We start from the raw sequence: 15,849 nt of genomic DNA, 5'->3' as shown, positions 1-15,849 counted from the left end.
TGGCTGGCAAGAGGCTTGGTTCGGAATGGCCTGGACAGTTAGTTCAGATACGTATAAATCTGGGGCAGCTTGGGATGCGTTTTGAGCAATTTTTGATTGGGATGGGGCTTGAATGGGTGTTTGGGAGGGAGAACGGGACGTTTACATGGTCTCAGGGAGCCCAAATTAGTTGAAACAGGGGTGTTCGTGCCTGATCAAGCTTTAGGATTTATACGTATCTGAACTAACTGTCCACCCCAGTCTGGCGGCTGCCGATTCGGTGCGGTTCGAGACCGCTATTCGGCCTCATTGCGACCGGTGGTACTCTAGTATCCGTTTGAAATCGAGCGAAGGAGTGCCGCTATGGAGCAATCGAGCCTGTTTGGTGACGGCGTGGACATCGATACCGAAACGCCCACGACCGCGGAAGCCACCGCACCGACCGATGTCCGTGCCCAGGCGGCAACACGCGCGGCCGAGCTGCGCCACGAGCTCGACTACCATGCCTATCGCTACTACATGCTCGATGCGCCCGAGATCACGGACGCCGCCTTTGACAAAATGCTCGTTGAGCTGCAGGAGATCGAGGTGGCCTATCCTGACCTGGTGACGCCCGACAGCTATACCCAGCGCGTGGGCGGCTACGTGAGCGAGCAGTTTACGCCGGTAACGCACATGGCGCGCATGTATTCCATGGACGATGCCATGGATCTGGACGAGCTCGACGCATGGCTCCAACGCACCGAGGATGCGCTCGGTGCCGGCAGCGTCACCTATACTTGCGAGCTTAAGATCGACGGTCTGGGCGTGGCGCTTACCTATCAAAACGGCACCTTTGTGCGCGCGGCCACACGTGGCGATGGCACCACGGGCGAGGACGTATCGCTCAACGTCCGTACCATCAAGGATGTGCCCATGCACCTGTCCGAGCCGGCGCTCGCCCACATGGGCGCCGACCGCGAGCGCACCATTGAGGTACGCGGCGAGGTCTATATGCCCAAAGGCAGCTTTGTACGTCTGAATGAAGAGGCCGATGCCGAGGGCCGCGACCCCTTCGCCAACCCGCGCAACGCCGCTGCAGGATCCTTGCGCCAAAAAGACCCCAAGGTCACGGCGCGTCGCGACTTGGCCACCTTTATCTATGCCATTGCCGATACCGACCCGTTGCACGTCCACAGCCAGCGCGAATTTCTCGACTGGCTGCGCAACGCCGGCTTTAGCGTCAACCCCAACGTGGCTCGTTGCGCCGCGCCGGCCGAGGTCCACGAGTTCTGTGCCCAGGCGCTCGAGCACCGCGGCGACCTGGACTACGACATCGACGGCGTGGTCGTAAAGGTTGACAGCTTCCAGCAGCAGCTCGACCTAGGTTTTACCGCCCGCGCACCGCGCTGGGCCATCGCCTTTAAGTTCCCGCCCGAGGAAAAGCAGACCGTCCTGCGCGAGATTCGCATCCAGGTGGGCCGCACCGGCGTGCTCACGCCGGTCGCCGAGTTCGACCCGGTGACGGTTGCCGGCTCCACCATCGCGCGCGCCACGCTGCACAACATCGACGAGATTCGCCGCAAAAACGTGCGCGAGGGCGACACCATCATCGTGCACAAGGCGGGTGACGTGATCCCCGAGGTCGTGGGGCCGGTGCTCGACAAACGCCCGGCCGATTCGGTCGACTGGCACATGCCAGAGGTCTGTCCCGTGTGCGGCAGCCCCGTGGTCCACGAGGATGGCGAGGTGGCATATCGCTGCGTGTCCATCGACTGCCCGGCGCAGCTCAAGGAGCGCCTGCTCCACTGGGTGAGCCGCGGCTGCATGGACGTGGACGGCCTGGGCGACGAGATCGTCGACAAGATGATCGCTGCTGGCCTGATCCACGATGTCGCCGACTTCTACCAGCTCACGGTCGACGACATCGCCGGCCTAGACACGGGTCGCGTGTATGCCAGCTCCAACAGCAAAAAGGGCGTCAAGAAGGGCGACCCCATCCCGGTGGGCCTCAAGACGGCCGAGAAAATCATCGCCGAGCTCAACAAGTCCAAGAGCCAGCCGCTCGGTCGCGTACTGTTTGCCTTGGGTATCCGCCACGTGGGCAAGAGTGTGGGCGAGGTCATTGCCGAACGATTCCTGTCGATTGACAAGCTCATCTTGGCAAGCGAAGAGGACATCGCCGAGTGCGAGGGCATCGGTCCCAAGATTGCGGCAAGCGTCAAGCAGTTCCTGGCCGTGCCCGAGAACCTTGCCGTGCTGGAGCGCCTGCGCCAGGCGGGCCTGTCGCTCGAGGTCGACTTGGGCGCCGCGCACGCGCAGGCCGCAGCCGACGCTGGCGTGGCGGGTGAGCTTGCTGACGCACAGCCGCTTGCGGGTCTGACCTTCGTGCTCACCGGCACGCTCGTCAACCGCACCCGCGACGAGGCGGGCGCGGCGCTCAAGGTACTCGGCGCCAAGGTTTCGGGCAGCGTGTCAAAGAAGACGAGCTATCTGGTCGCCGGCCCCAAAGCGGGCTCCAAGCTCACCAAAGCCGAGCAGCTGGGCGTGCCTGTATTGGATGAGGACGCACTCGAGCAGATTCTTGCGACTGGTGAGGTGCCCCAGGCTTAAGGCGCCGATAGCCAAATTAATCAAATTGAAGAGCCTCCCGGATGGCCCGATGCTATCCGGGAGGTTTTTATTCGGCCACGGCAACTGGCACCGTGATCTGCGTCACGTAGGTTGCTGGGTCGTCGCTGATAATGTCATCGATCAAGGCGATCTCGCGCGAGGAGCCGGCGGGTACTATGCCGTGCTCGTGCATATAGCCGAGCAACCGCTCGTAGCGTGGGGCTGCTTGCCCGTGCGTGCCGCGGAAGCTTATGGTCAGGCAGTGCGCGGCAGGTCGCGTCTCAACGTCACCCAAGTAATCATCGGTGTCATCGAGCATCAGAAAGACCTCGTCGTAGCCATCAAAATCACCGGCGGCGAGGCGCTCGGCGCCAATCCCGACGCCCAAGTTGCCCAGAAAGACAAAGGTCTCGTGCTGCCCCTTCTGCAGTTGACGAATCTGCCACTCCAGCGCATAGGCGTCGGTGGGGTTGACGCGTTCGCGCAGCACGGCGCAGCGAAGCTCGGGTGCATCGATTGCGCAAATGGTATCGAGCTCGGTGTTCAAGGCATCGTGAAGCAGGGTAAGCCGGTTGTCAATCTTGCGCGACACGCGCTCCAGTTCGCGGCGCTTGCGTTCGATGAGCTCCTGCTGCTGAGCCAGCTGCCGCTGCATTAGGTTCACATCGCGCGTGGTCACAAACTCACGGATTTGTGCGAGCGACAAGTCGAGAACGCGCAGGTGGCTGATGGTGTTAAGGGTGGAGAGCTGCCGTGATCCGTAGTAGCGGTACCCGCTCGCCGGATCGATGTGCGCCGGGTCCAGCAAGCCCATCTGCTCGTAATGGCGCAGCGTGCCCACGCTCAGGTTAAACATGTGCGCCACTTCGCCAATGCGGAGCAAGCCCTCGGTATGTTCAGTTGGCGTGTCGGTCATGGGACCGCTCCTTTCGATGTGCGAGGGAACGCCGGGGCCATGCAGCGCAGCCGTCGTATGACACGAACGAGCTGCTACGCCATCAGCTTGTCAAAAGCCCCGCGACGGTTGAGCGCGGTAAACGCCACCACGCAAATAATCACCGACAGAATCGACCCGCACGGCGAGGCGATGCCCATGGGGAACAGCGTGTCGGAGTAGGCGTTCGACAGCAGCCACGCGCCGGGCACGCGAATGAGCACCACTGCCAGCACGTTGTGCGCAAAGCCGATGTAGCTCTTGCCATACGCAGCGAAAAAACCGCTAAAGCAAATGTGGATGCCGGCAAAGATCGCGTCAAAAATATAACTGCGCATATAGCCGGTGCCGGCCGCAACGACCGCGGCGTCCTTGGCAAAAAAGCCGAGAAACGCCGGTGCCACCAGCCACATCAGCACCGTGATCAGGCAGCCATATATCACCGAGATGGTCATGGCATCTTTGAGCACCTGACGCGCGCGGTCGCCCTTGCCCGCGCCGGCGTTTTGCGCCGTGAGCGCGCTGACGGTGGCGCCCATGGAACTCGGCACGATAAACAAAAAACTGATCATCTTTTCGACCAAGCCCACGGCGGCGGCGTCGACGAGCCCTCGGTGGTTGGCGATGACGGTGATGAACATAAACGCCACCTGGATGCAGCCGTCCTGCACGGCAACGGGCACGCCGATCTTAAGGATGCTGCTGAGCACCTCGGGCTGGGGGTGCAGGTCGCTGCGCTTGAGGTGAATGTGCGTGCGGCGGCTCTTGAGCCACACGAGCGCGAGGGCAACGCTTGCCGTCTGGGCGGTTACCGTGCCGAGTGCCGCGCCCACGGGGCCGAGTCCCATGTGGCCGATAAACAAAAAATCGAGCGCGATGTTAATGATGCATGCCACGCCGATCACGTACATGGGCGAGCGCGAATCGCCCAGGCCGCGAAAGATGGCCGAGAGGATGTTGTACGCGGCGATAAAGGGAATGCCGACAAAGCAGATGCGCAGGTAGGCGGCGGTGCCTTCGACTGCTTCGGCCGGCGTGCCAATGAGCGCCACGATCTGCGGGCACAGCGCAAACAAGACGGCGGCCAGCACCACCGAGACGCCCATAAAGAGCGTGATGGTGTTGCCGATGGCGGCCTCGGCGCGGTCAAAGCGGCGCGAACCCACGGCGTGGCCGACGATGACTGTCGTTCCCATGGCCAGGCCCACGAGCGTCACGGTAATGATATAGAGCGTCTGCGCGCCATTGCCCACGGCGGTGATGCCGGCCGCGCCGCTAAACTGTCCCATCATGTACAGGTCGGCCATGCCGTAGAGCATCTGCAAAAAGTACGAGAGCATATAGGGCAGGGCAAAGACCGCAATGGTCTTAAGGACATTGCCGCGTGTGAGGTCGTGTTCCATGGGCGGGGCACTTTCTGGCTTGGGTCGTTTAGCTACCAGTGTAGTGAAAACCCTACAACGATTGTAGAGTCAAGGTTTGAGTTGAGGACCGGGCGAAAAAGTTGCGTGCGTAGGCATTTCCAATTGAATGCAGGTGTGTTGAACCATGTCGAGTTCGCGCTAGAAAACGCCATTCGCCCTGCGCCGTGTCGTACGCATGTCGACCTATTCTTCCCGTGCGGTACTATATTCCCTAAAGAATAAAGACCAGCGTGAGGGGAGGGCTGCGTGGACGGGCGCGTGCATCATGACGGTTTTGGCCGCAATATCAACTACCTGCGTATTGCCGTTACCGACAAGGGCAATTTCCGCTGCATTTACTGCATGCCGGCCGAAGGCGTGGCGCCCCGCGTGCACGACGAGCTGCTCAGCGCCGAGGAAATCGCCCGCTTTGTGCGCCTGGTTGCGGGGGAGGGCATTCGCCGCGTGCGCCTGACGGGTGGCGAGCCGCTGGTCAGCCGCCGTATCATCCCGCTCATTCGCGACATCCGCGCGATTCCGCAGATCGAGGACATCTCGCTTACCACCAATGGCGCCCTGCTGCCCAAGCTGGCGCCGCAGCTCAAAGACGCCGGGCTTAACCGCGTCAACATTTCACTCGATACGCTCGACCCCGTGCTGTTTGAAGAGATCACCCGCTTGGGCCGGCTCGAGCAGACCATGGCCGGCATCGACGCGGCGCTGGCCTGGGGCTTTGAGCCCGTCAAGGTCAACTGCGTTGTTGTGCGCAGGCTCAACCAAGATGTGGCGGCCCTCGCGCGCCTGACCGTCGACCGTCCCATTCACCTGCGCTTCATCGAATACATGCCCATCGGCGACGAGCGTACGAGCTCGCATTGCGCCGTGGACCCTCATGCGCCCACGCTCAATCCAGCGCTGTGGGATGCGAGCGACACCGTGCCGAGCGACGAGCTACGGGTGCGCGTCAATGCCGGGGCCGCCACGGTGGGCCTGGGCGAGCTCGAACCGCTCGACATCACCGACGCTCCTGCCGGCGCGGGTCCCGCGCGCTATTGGCGCTTTCCGGGTGCGGCGGGAACGGTCGGCTTTATCAGCGCCATGTCCAACCATTTTGCGCGAGCTGCAGCCGCCTGCGCCTGACGGCCGACGGCAACGTGCGTCCGTGCCTGTTCGGCGATGCCGAGTATTCGGTGCGTGAGGCGCTGCGCCGTGGTGATGATATGCAGGTGCTTTCGATTTGGCGCGATGCCGTGGCCCACAAACCGCAGGAACACGCGATAATTGAGGGCACGCAACGATTTATGTCCCAAATCGGAGGATGATCATATGGCCAAGAGCAGGTACGCCGATGCCACCAAGGCCGCTCGCAGGGCCGCGATGTCTGCCCACAAAGTCACGGCTGCGGCGAATGCTGGCAACGCCGACGCGACCGCACAGCCGTCTGCCGGCGCTGCTGCCGAGCCGACTCGCGACGCCCGCCGCGACGAGCTAACGCATGTGGATGCCAAGGGCGAGGTTCGTATGGTCGACGTGTCCGACAAGGCCGAGACCCATCGCATCGCCATCGCCGAGGGCACCATCCTCATGCATCCCGAGACGCAGGCCATGGTGCTGCAGGACCGTGCCAAAAAGGGTGATGTGCTTGCCTGCGCGCGCGTAGCGGGCATCATGGCCATCAAGCGCACGAGTGACATCATCCCCATGTGCCATCCGCTGCTCGTTACCAAGAGTAAGTGCGATATCGAGCCTATCGCGCCGGCGGGGACGCCCGTCGAGGACGTGCCCGAGGGCTGGGCGCCGTCACGCGCAGACGGGCAGGTCGGCTTTCACGTGCTGGTCACAGCCGGTGTGACGGGCAAGACCGGTATTGAGATGGAGGCCCTGACTGGCGTGAGCGCCGCGTGCCTGACCATCTACGACATGTGCAAGGCCGTCGACCGCGGGATGGAGATCGTCGACGTACGCCTGCTGCACAAGGAAGGCGGCCACTCGGGCGTGTGGGATCGCGCCGAGCGTCAGGCCGCTGCTGTTGAGTCCGTGGCCGCCGACGGTGCCGCACCCGCGAGCGCATCCGTTGCCATCGCGTCCGCAGTTCCGGCCCCGGCCGTCCCCGCGATCGCATTTATCGGCTACCAGAACTCGGGCAAGACCACGCTCGTCGAGAAGGTTATCGCCGAGCTCACCCGCCGCGGCCTGCGCGTGGGCTCGCTCAAGCATCACGGGCATCATGGCTTTGATATCGATGTGCCCGCTAAGGATACGTGGCGCCATCACCAGGCCGGATCCAAGCACGTGGGGCTCATCTGCGCCACGCGCTGGGCGGAGTATGCCGATACGCGCGAGGAGGACGAGATGCCCGCGCGCGAGCTGTTGTTGCGCTACGGCGATGTCGACGTGGTGATCATCGAGGGCTACAAGACCGAGGGCTTCGACAACATCGTGGTCGCGCGCTCCGGCGTCGATCGCCTGCGCGGCAAGAGCTCGCTCGACCTGGTCGACGGCCGCACGCTGGCGCTCGCCTGCAACGAGGCCCTGGCGCGTCAGGCCTTCGATGCGGGCTTTGCAACCCGAGCCATCAACATAAACGACGCCCGGGCCATCTGCGACCTCATCCAAGACCACCTCGGTAGATTTTAGGGACATGCCTTAAAATCTACCACGTAGTTCATGCTGGGCGAAAAGACGGAAGGAAGAGGCTCGATGCGCCCTTAGTAAGGCATACGGATAGGTTGAGCCAATGGACGGAGGGCCGAATGCCCGACGTCCACATTCGTATGCAATAAGGAGCCCCCATGCTCGCATCTGTATTTCCAACATTCCACTCGTCGCTGTCCGTGCAGGCTAAACGCCTGGTGGCGATGCGCTTTCTCATCTACACCGGTTTTCAGACCAGCTACTTTATCGGCGTCATCGGAACGCTCACCTATGCGGATGACGCCTCGGTCGTCGCGACATCGCTGGCCGTCCTGTTCATGAACGTTTTCGTAATCCTGGGGTCCTTTGCGGGCGGCGCGGCGCTCGACGCCTGGGGCCCGCGCCGTCATTTCTTGCTGAGCATCGTCGGCACGCTTGTAACCGGCACGGCAATCATCGCCTTTGGTGGTGCGACCGGCATCGTCCTGCTCGGCGCGGTGCTCCTAGGCTTTACGATGGGATTTGCCCAACCCATCGCCACATCTTATCCGGCCTACCTCACCGACGACCCCGCCGAACTCAAAGACATCAATTCCGCCATCGCCATGTTCTCAAACGTGAGCATTATCGTCGGGCCCACGTTGGGTGGCTTCGTCGCGGCGGCTGCGTCGTCGCGCGCGGTGTTCGTGCTTATGATGCTCTTTACCGTGCTGGCGCTCATCGCCGGCTGGGGTTTTAAGCCACGGGCAGGTCAGGCTGCCGGGCACGAAGACGAACCCGTGACCGGTGACATAACATCGGATAAGGCCAGCCAAGGCCCCAACTCCAGCGCGTCCACCCGCGCCACCTTCGCAACCAGCATCAAAACAGTCTTTACCAACAGCGTCCTCGCCCTACTGTTCTGCATTATCTTTCTCTCGAACTTTGGCTATGGCGCCTTTGACCCGCTGGAGTCGTTCTTCTACCGCGATATTCTGCATGTCGGTGTCGAATGGATGGGCTGGCTCTCGTCGGCCTCGGGCGTGGGCGCGGTGCTGGGCGCTATGGTTGCGCTCCGGCTGCCGCCGCGCCTGGTCAACCTTAAAACACTGCTTGCAGCGCTTATGTCCGTAGGTCTGGGAAGCCTGCTCTACGTGGGAACGTCGTACGTGGGCGTAGCCCTTGTCGGACAGATTGCCCTGGGCGTGGCCTGGGGCGTCGTCAACCCGCTCCACAACACCATCGTGCAAACGACGGCCCCGCTCGAGCAGCTCGGCCGCGTCAACTCGGTCATGGGTTTTGGCAACATGTTCGCCGGCGTGGCTCCGCTGGCGATTGCCCCGTGGCTGGCGGCGACATTTGGCGTGCAGCAGACACTCGTAGGGGCGGGCATGGTCGTGACGGCAGTTCCCGTAGCGTTGCTGCTGTTTGGCCGCCGGCATTTCGATCGTTCTGCAAGGCAGTAAAACCATCACAACATTCGATAAAAATCGCGATTTTGCCGAAAAACGTCGAATGTTGGGACGGTTTGCGCTGTGGATCCGACCACCACAAAGGGGACAGGCACCTTTGTGGTGGTTTTGCGCCAAAGCGCCCCGTGTGCGCCTTGGTATACCATGTACGCCGCTTACGAATACATCAAGCACCGCCGCGTTACCCAGAAAGGTCCCCATGGACGCCACCTTCAGCCACATCAAAGCCGTACTCTGCGATCTTGACGGCACGCTGCTTACGAGCGAGCACACGGTGTCCCCGCGCACCGTGGCGGCCATCCGCGCCCTGCGCGAGCGCGGCGTGCTGTTTGGCCTGTGCACCGGGCGCGACGCCCAGGCGACCGAGGCCATGTTTGAGCTCTGGGGCATCGACGGCCTAGTAGACGTGCTGGTGGGCTGTGGCGGCGCCGAGGTCATCGACCGTGCGCACGGCATCAACGAGCTGAGCTACCCGCTGCCGGGCGAGACCATCGCGCGCATCTGCGAGCACATGGCAGACCTGCCGGCAACGCCCGTTTGTCCTCGGAACGGCGTGCTCTATGTGCCCGAGAGCAATGCGTGCGTCGAGCACCTGTCGCGTGTCGACGGCGTGCCCTACAAGGTGGTCGACTTTGCCGAGTTCCTGCGCGATCCGCAGGCCAAGGTGATGTTCACCATGGCGCCCGAGGCGATGCCGCAGGTGATCGAGCGGGCGTCGACACTCGCCGACGACACCGTTAAGGCGGCTGCTCTGCAAACCACGCAGCGACTCTACGAGTTTATGGATCCCCGCGTGTCCAAGACGCGCGGCCTTGTGCGCGTGGCGGAGCTCAACGGCATGGAGCTGCAGAATATCTGCGTGTTTGGCGATGCCGATAACGATACCTGCATGGTGGCCGACGCCGGCGTGGGCGTGGCTATGGCAAACGGCAGCGACGCCACCCGTGCCGCCGCGGACTTTGTAACCGCGAGCAACGACGAGGATGGCATCGCAATTTTTGTCCAGGAACATCTGCTGTAGCACCGGGGAAGAGCCACCACAAAGGGGACAGGCGCCTTTGTGGTGGCGGGCTCCAACCGTCCCAACATCCGATGGAAATCGCGATTTTGCCGAAAAGCGTCGAATGTTGGGACGGTTTTTGCAGCGGGCGCGACGGTTCCTGCCGTGGCCGATGCACTTTTGCTGCAGAGGCGCCGCCCTCGTTACGTTTTCGCTGCATTTGGGTAAAGCGCCTGCTCCAAGTCGGCGTTGCCCTGTATACTAGAGCGGTTTAACTGTTATGCGGAAGGGAGCGCCTATGGCACTCAGCGAGAAAGACGTGCGCGGCATTGCCGAGTACGCAAAGATCGCACTGGCCGATGACGAGCTCACCCAGATGACGTCCTACCTGAACGATGCCGTCCAGATGCTCGAGCCCGTCTTGCAATATGACTTGCCCGACGTGGAGCCCACGTTCCATCCCATCGGAAGCCTGTCCAACGTGATGGGCGACGACCTGCGCGAGCCCGAGCGCGACCTGCCGCTCGACGTCGCGCTCGAAAACGCCGGCAGCGTGCGCGACCGCTACTTCCGCGTGCCGTCCATTTTGGGAGAGGGGGAGAGCGAGTAATGAAGCTCAATCTCGATCGATTCACGGCCGCGCAGCTAGCCGAGCACGTTGCCGCCGGCGATTTCTCTGCCACCGAGATCGCGCAGGCCTCGCTCGAGGCCATCGAGGCGCGCGAGGGTGGGGTCCAGGCATTTCTGCAGGTGGCGCCCGAGCTCGCGCTCGAGGCTGCCGCCAAAATTGACGCCCGCCGCGCCGCCGGTGAGGCTCTGCCCCCGCTTGCGGGCGTGCCGCTGGCCATCAAGGACAACATGAATCTCGTGGGTACGCGCACCACCTGCGCTTCCCGTATGCTCGAGGACTACCAGAGCGTCTACACCGCCACCTGCGTTCAGCGCATGCTCGACGCCGGCTGCCTGCCCATGGGCAAGGTCAACATGGACGAGTTTGCTTTTGGCAGCTCTACCGAGAGCTCGGCGTTCCACCGCACCAACAACCCCTGGGATACCGAGCGCGTGCCCGGCGGCTCCTCGGGCGGCTCCGCTGCCGCCGTTGCTGCCGGCGAGGTTGCGCTCTCGCTGGGCTCGGACACTGGCGGCTCGATTCGCCAGCCGGCGAGCCTGTGCGGCGTGGTGGGCTTTAAGCCCACGTATGGCGCCGTGAGCCGATACGGCGTGGTTGCCTTTGGCTCGTCGCTCGACCAGGTGGGACCCTTTGGCCGCACGGTCGAGGATGTCGCGCTGGCCATGAATGCGCTTACCGGTGCGGGTCACGATCCGTACGACTGCACCAGCCAGGATTGTGCCGTCGACTTTACCGAGCATCTCAACGACAGCATCGAGGGCAAGCGCGTGGGTATCATCCCCGCGTTTATGGAGGCCGAGGGCCTGACGCCCGAGGTCAAGGCCGCTGTTGAGCGTGCCGCCCAGGAGCTGCAGAACCAGGGCGCCGAGCTCGTGGAGGTCGACCTGCCGCACCTGGACGCTGCCATCGCCGCCTACTACGTCATCGGCCCGGCCGAGGCGTTCTCAAACCTGGCCCGTTTTGACGGCATTCGCTATGGCTACCAGGAGGAAGGCTGCGCCAACCTGTCCGACCAGAGCTCGCTCAGCCGCGCCCACGGCTTTGGTGCCGAGGCCAAGCGCCGCCAGATGCTCGGTGCCTACCTGCTCTCCTCGGGTGTGTACGACAAGTACTACTATGCCGCGCAAAAGGCCCGCACGCTTATCACGCAGGACTACGACGCCGCGTATGCCAAGGTGGACACCATTCTTATGCCCGCTTCGCCGCGCACGGCCTTTAAGTTCGGCGAGATCAGCGACCCCACGCAGATGTATCTCTCCGACCTGTACACCATTTCGCTCAACATTTGCGGCAACGGTGGTATCTCGGTGCCGCTGGGCCTGGGCGAGGACAGCCGCCTGCCCGTTTCTGCCCAGATGGTGGGACCCGCCTTTAAGGACCGTCAGTTGCTCACGTTTGCCCGCGCCCTGGAGCGCGGCTTTGCCGATACCGCCACGGGCGCGCCCGTGCTTTCCGTCGCGCCCGATTTTGCCGGGAAGGGGGGCGAGCTGTAATGAAGGAGCTTTCCGAGGTCCTGCAGGATTGGGAGGCCGTGATTGGCCTGGAGATCCATACCGAGCTCACCGCACTCGATACCAAGATGTTCTGCAACTGCAAGCTCAGCCACGATGACGAGCCCAACGCCAACGTGTGCCCGGTGTGCCTGGGCCTGCCCGGCGCCCTGCCGGTACCCAACAAGCGCGCCATCGAGAGCATCGTCAAGGCCGGTCTCGCGACCAACTGCGAGATCCAGCGCCACTCGATGTTCTACCGCAAGCACTATTTCTATCCCGATATGGCCAAGAACTTCCAGACCACGCAGGGTCCGGTCGCCTTTGCCATGTACGGTCATCTGGATCTGGACGTGACCGGTCGCGGTGCCGCCGAGCGCCCCGACTGCGCGTTTGGCGAGGCCGAGGCCCAGAGCCTGGCGAGCGCTTCGGCCAATGCCGAGGGCCTGTCCACGTCCATGTCCTCCACGATGCGCGAGGGCAATCAGCGCGCCGGCCACCTAGCCAGCTACGATGCCTCCAACATGCAGATGCCCGAGCGTCGCGAGGACGGTTCTTACACCGTGCCCATCCGCATCCTGCGCATCCACATGGAGGAGGACGCCGCCAAGATGGTGCACGTGGGCGGTGCCGAGGGCCGCATTACCGCCGCGGCCGAGTCGCTCGTCGACTACAACCGCTGCGGCACGCCTTTGATTGAGCTCGTGACCGAGCCCGATCTGCGCACGCCCGAGGAGGCGCGTCTGTTTATGGAAAAGCTCCGTCGCATCTTTGTGACGCTGGGTATTTCCGACTGCTCCATGGAGAAGGGCTCCATGCGCTGCGACGGCAACGTGAGCCTGCGTCGCCGCGGCGAGACCAAGCTGGGCACCAAGACCGAGCTCAAGAACCTCAACTCGTTTAAGAGCCTGCACGACGGCCTTGCCTACGAGATCTGCCGTCAGGCCGAGGTGCTCGAGGAGGGCGGCATCATCTACCAGGAGACCCGCCACTGGGAGCCCAGCCGCAAGCGCACCGTGGTCATGCGCGTCAAGGAGACGGCCGACGACTATCGTCTGTTCCCCGACCCCGACTTGGCGCCGTTCGATCTGGATGACGAGTTCATCGACCGCTGCCGCGGCGAGATTCCCGAGCTGCCCGATGCCAAGCGCGCCCGCTTTGAGGCCGATTTTGGCATTAAGGCCGCCGACGCCGAGCAGATCGCCGGCGACCCGGAGTTTGCCGAGTTCTTTGAGGCCGCTGCTGCCGGCATGGCTGGCAAGGAAGCCCAGACGGTCGCGAACCTGCTGGTCAACGAGATGATCGCCTACCTTAAGGACGCGGGTACCTCGCTGGCTGAGTCTGGCATCGCGCCGGCTCAGGTGGCGGCTCTTGCCAAGCTGCTGGCGACCGATGCCATCAGCTCCAACCAGGCGCACGAGGTCTTTGAGGCCATGGCCCAGACCGGCGACGACCCCAACAAGATCGTCGACGAGCGCGGTATGCGTCAGGTGAGCGATGCCGGCACGCTGCAGCCGATTGTGGACGAGGTGCTGGCAAACTGTGCCGAGCAGGCGCAGCAGTACCGCGACGGCAACCAGAAGGTCATTGGCTATTTGGTGGGCCAGTGCATGAAGGCGAGTCGCGGCAAGGGCAACCCGAAGCTCTTCAACGAGTTGCTGAGAAAGGCGCTCGCGTAGCACACGGGCAGGGAAGGCTATCGGGCGGGCAGGGCCCGGGCCTTTACTCTCAACTTCGGACAGTCCTGCGCAAGACGGAGGCGCCACTGGCGCCTCCTTTGCGTGCGGAACTAGTTGCGAGCAAAGGCCCGGGCCCTGCCCGCCCGATAGCCTTCCCCGCCCTGACGACTCGGCCTTTCGGGTCAGGTGGCTGAATGGAATAGAGTGAATGGGCGTGCCGTCGACACGCCCATTGTTTTGAAGGGAACTCATTTTGAGGAAGCACCCGCCCTGCCGGGGCTCCCGGGTTCCGTGACGACTCGGCCGTTCGGGTCAGGTGGGCTGAATGGAATTTGGACTCCAAGATTTCCAAAAGTTAACCTTTGTTGACCTTAATAGTTAGATATACTAAACTATTTCTAAAAGTGTTCTCAAGCAAACTTGTTTACTCGGGTGCTGAGGCACCGTGCCGCGTCCAATGCGGCAAAAGGGAGAAGCAACATGAAGAAGTCGACGTTCAATACCCTGCTTGTTGGTGGCGGTTTTCTGCTCGGCACGGACGGCATCAAGCTGCTCACCAGCGCTCCGGTCAAGAACGCCTGCGTGCAGGGTATCGCGTGCGGCATGCGCATCAAGAACGCCTACCAGGACATGATCGAGCAGGCCAAGGCTAATGTCGACGACATGGTTGCCGAGGCGGCCTAAATCACCCAGAGCGAGGCCGCTGCTGACGAGGCAGCCGAGTAACGCTCCCAGGCACAAACTATGAGATTCTCGATTATGAGCGAGATCCCCGGCAGGACCCGTCTTCAATTGGCGGGTCCTGTGCCAGAGAGTGATCTCGATGCACTTCTTAAGCTTAGCGGCGATATCGACGGCGTGCACAAGGTGCGCGTTTATGGCCGCATCGGCCAGATGGCGCTCGAATACGATGAGCCGCACCGCGATGCCGTGCTGGCCGCCGTCGGTGCGCTCGATGCCCAGGCCATTGCCGACGCAAAGACGGGTTACGTGATGCAGCTTGAGCCACGCAAGCACAAGCTCGTCATGGATCTTGCCACACTTTTCGGCGCCCACTATGCGCGCCGAAGGTTTTTGCCCACGCCCCTGCGTGCGGTGTTTGTCGTGGCCGGTTACATCGCATTTTTGCGCGCTGCCCTTCATGAGCTGGTGCAGCCGCGCCTGGCTTGCGTGCTGACGACCGACGGCTGGAGCGAGGATGAGGTCCTGCGCCTTTCTGCCTGCCTGGAGGAGCATTTCCCGCATCCGGTGGCGCGCGCAGTCATCAGCGCTGCTCGCGAGCGTGGGCTCGAACACCGCGAGCGCCATGCCGCCGTCGAGTACATCGTGGCGCACGGCATCGCTTCGTCCATCGAATGGCGTCGCGCCATCATCGGTTCCGCGCACTTTGTGTTTTAGGACGAGAGTGCGCAGCTCGATTCCGACATTAAGGAGCAAATCGAGTCCCAGATGCAGGGCCTGTCGCCGCTGTATCTGGCGGTCGACGGCAAGGTTGTCGGCGTGCTCGGCATCGAGGATCCGCTCAAGCCCGGGGTCCGTGAGGCCATCGCCGACCTGCATGCGCTGGGCGTCAAACATGTCGTTATGCTTACGGGCGACTCCGAGCGCACGGCCGAGCGCATTGCGCGCGAGGCGGGTGTCGACGAGTTTAAAGCCGAGCTGCTGCCCGAGGACAAGTACGCCTATGTGGAGCGGATTAAGCGCGAGGGGCGCCACGTTGCCATGGCGGGCGACGGCGTCAACGACTCACCGGCGCTGGGCCTGGCCGATGTGGATCTGGCCATGGGCGGTGGAAGCGACATTGCCAAGGAGGTCGCCGATATCATCCTGGCGGATACCGATCTCGCTGCAATCGTGCGTCTACGCCGCATGAGCCAGGGGCTTATCGACCGTCTGACGGGTTCGTATTCCAAGGTGATGCTCACCAACTCGGCGCTGTTGGCATTGGGTATTACCGGCATGATCACTCCGCAGACGTCGTCACTGCTGCACAACGGCTCGACGATTGCCTACAGCCTGAGCAACGCAAAGGCGTACCTGCATTAGCGTTTTCGAT

The 15,849-nt window shown here is 62.8% G+C and carries 14 protein-coding genes; 12 read left to right on the top strand and 2 right to left on the bottom strand.

The genetic code is table 11. The features are described from left to right. The first annotated feature begins 342 nt into the window (after positions 1-342). A complete protein-coding gene (gene ligA, locus DW732_RS08155) occupies positions 343-2,571 on the top strand; it encodes an NAD-dependent DNA ligase LigA (protein WP_118099256.1) in 2,229 nt (742 codons plus the stop codon). A 67-nt stretch (positions 2,572-2,638) separates the two neighbouring features. Here ligA and DW732_RS08150 read toward each other — a convergent pair whose 3' ends face one another. Beyond that, a complete protein-coding gene (locus DW732_RS08150) occupies positions 2,639-3,487 on the bottom strand; it encodes a MerR family transcriptional regulator (RefSeq protein ID WP_118099255.1) in 849 nt (282 codons plus the stop codon). 74 nt (positions 3,488-3,561) lie between these two features. Next, a complete protein-coding gene (locus DW732_RS08145) occupies positions 3,562-4,908 on the bottom strand; it encodes an MATE family efflux transporter (RefSeq protein WP_118099254.1) in 1,347 nt (448 codons plus the stop codon). A 267-nt stretch (positions 4,909-5,175) separates the two neighbouring features. Here DW732_RS08145 and DW732_RS08140 point away from each other — a divergent pair, with 267 nt between their 5' ends. The 11 genes from DW732_RS08140 (at position 5,176) to DW732_RS09990 (ending at position 15,839) form a co-directional block, all read left to right on the top strand. Further along, complete coding sequence (locus DW732_RS08140) at positions 5,176-6,048, top strand: GTP 3',8-cyclase MoaA (RefSeq protein WP_233539411.1); 873 nt, start codon at positions 5,176-5,178, stop codon at positions 6,046-6,048. Then, entirely contained in the window at positions 5,961-6,230 is a 270-nt protein-coding gene (locus DW732_RS10130; protein WP_233539410.1) for a hypothetical protein, read from the top strand. Before DW732_RS08140 ends, DW732_RS10130 begins: the two co-directional genes overlap by 88 nt. 4 nt (positions 6,231-6,234) lie before the next feature. Further along, positions 6,235-7,545: a molybdopterin-guanine dinucleotide biosynthesis protein B gene (gene mobB / locus DW732_RS10180; RefSeq protein WP_118099253.1), complete on the top strand. Its 1,311-nt coding sequence runs from the start codon at positions 6,235-6,237 to the stop codon at positions 7,543-7,545. 155 nt (positions 7,546-7,700) lie between these two features. After that, positions 7,701-8,987 (top strand): MFS transporter, encoded by a 1,287-nt coding sequence (locus DW732_RS08130; RefSeq protein WP_118099252.1) that lies wholly within the window; start codon positions 7,701-7,703, stop codon positions 8,985-8,987. A 205-nt stretch (positions 8,988-9,192) separates the two neighbouring features. Beyond that, positions 9,193-10,014 (top strand): Cof-type HAD-IIB family hydrolase, encoded by an 822-nt coding sequence (locus DW732_RS08125; RefSeq protein ID WP_118099251.1) that lies wholly within the window; start codon positions 9,193-9,195, stop codon positions 10,012-10,014. Positions 10,015-10,291: 277 nt separating this feature from the next. Continuing rightward, positions 10,292-10,603 (top strand): Asp-tRNA(Asn)/Glu-tRNA(Gln) amidotransferase subunit GatC, encoded by a 312-nt coding sequence (gatC, locus tag DW732_RS08120; protein WP_118099250.1) that lies wholly within the window; start codon positions 10,292-10,294, stop codon positions 10,601-10,603. After that, positions 10,603-12,117 (top strand): Asp-tRNA(Asn)/Glu-tRNA(Gln) amidotransferase subunit GatA, encoded by a 1,515-nt coding sequence (gene gatA / locus DW732_RS08115; RefSeq protein WP_118099249.1) that lies wholly within the window; start codon positions 10,603-10,605, stop codon positions 12,115-12,117. Before gatC ends, gatA begins: the two co-directional genes overlap by 1 nt. Continuing rightward, the gene (gene gatB, locus DW732_RS08110) at positions 12,117-13,793 is read left to right on the top strand and encodes an Asp-tRNA(Asn)/Glu-tRNA(Gln) amidotransferase subunit GatB (protein WP_118099248.1); all 1,677 of its coding nucleotides are present in this window, start codon (positions 12,117-12,119) and stop codon (positions 13,791-13,793) included. The genes gatA and gatB overlap by 1 nt, the downstream gene beginning before the upstream one ends. A gap of 480 nt (positions 13,794-14,273) precedes the next feature. Next, positions 14,274-14,477 carry a DUF1490 family protein gene (locus DW732_RS08105; RefSeq protein WP_117763616.1) on the top strand — a complete coding sequence of 68 codons (204 nt, stop codon included), beginning with the start codon at positions 14,274-14,276 and terminating at the stop codon, positions 14,475-14,477. A 120-nt stretch (positions 14,478-14,597) separates the two neighbouring features. Next, entirely contained in the window at positions 14,598-15,191 is a 594-nt protein-coding gene (locus DW732_RS09995) for a hypothetical protein (protein WP_199569775.1), read from the top strand. 27 nt (positions 15,192-15,218) lie between these two features. Further along, entirely contained in the window at positions 15,219-15,839 is a 621-nt protein-coding gene (locus DW732_RS09990) for an HAD-IC family P-type ATPase (protein WP_255413420.1), read from the top strand. The last annotated feature ends 10 nt before the right edge of the window (positions 15,840-15,849 follow it).

Source organism: Collinsella sp. AM28-11LB (assembly GCF_003469895.1).
In the GTDB taxonomy this organism is placed as follows: domain Bacteria; phylum Actinomycetota; class Coriobacteriia; order Coriobacteriales; family Coriobacteriaceae; genus Collinsella.
The sequence above is the reverse complement of the archived record's forward strand: the minus strand, read 5'-3'. Positions and strand labels throughout refer to the sequence as shown.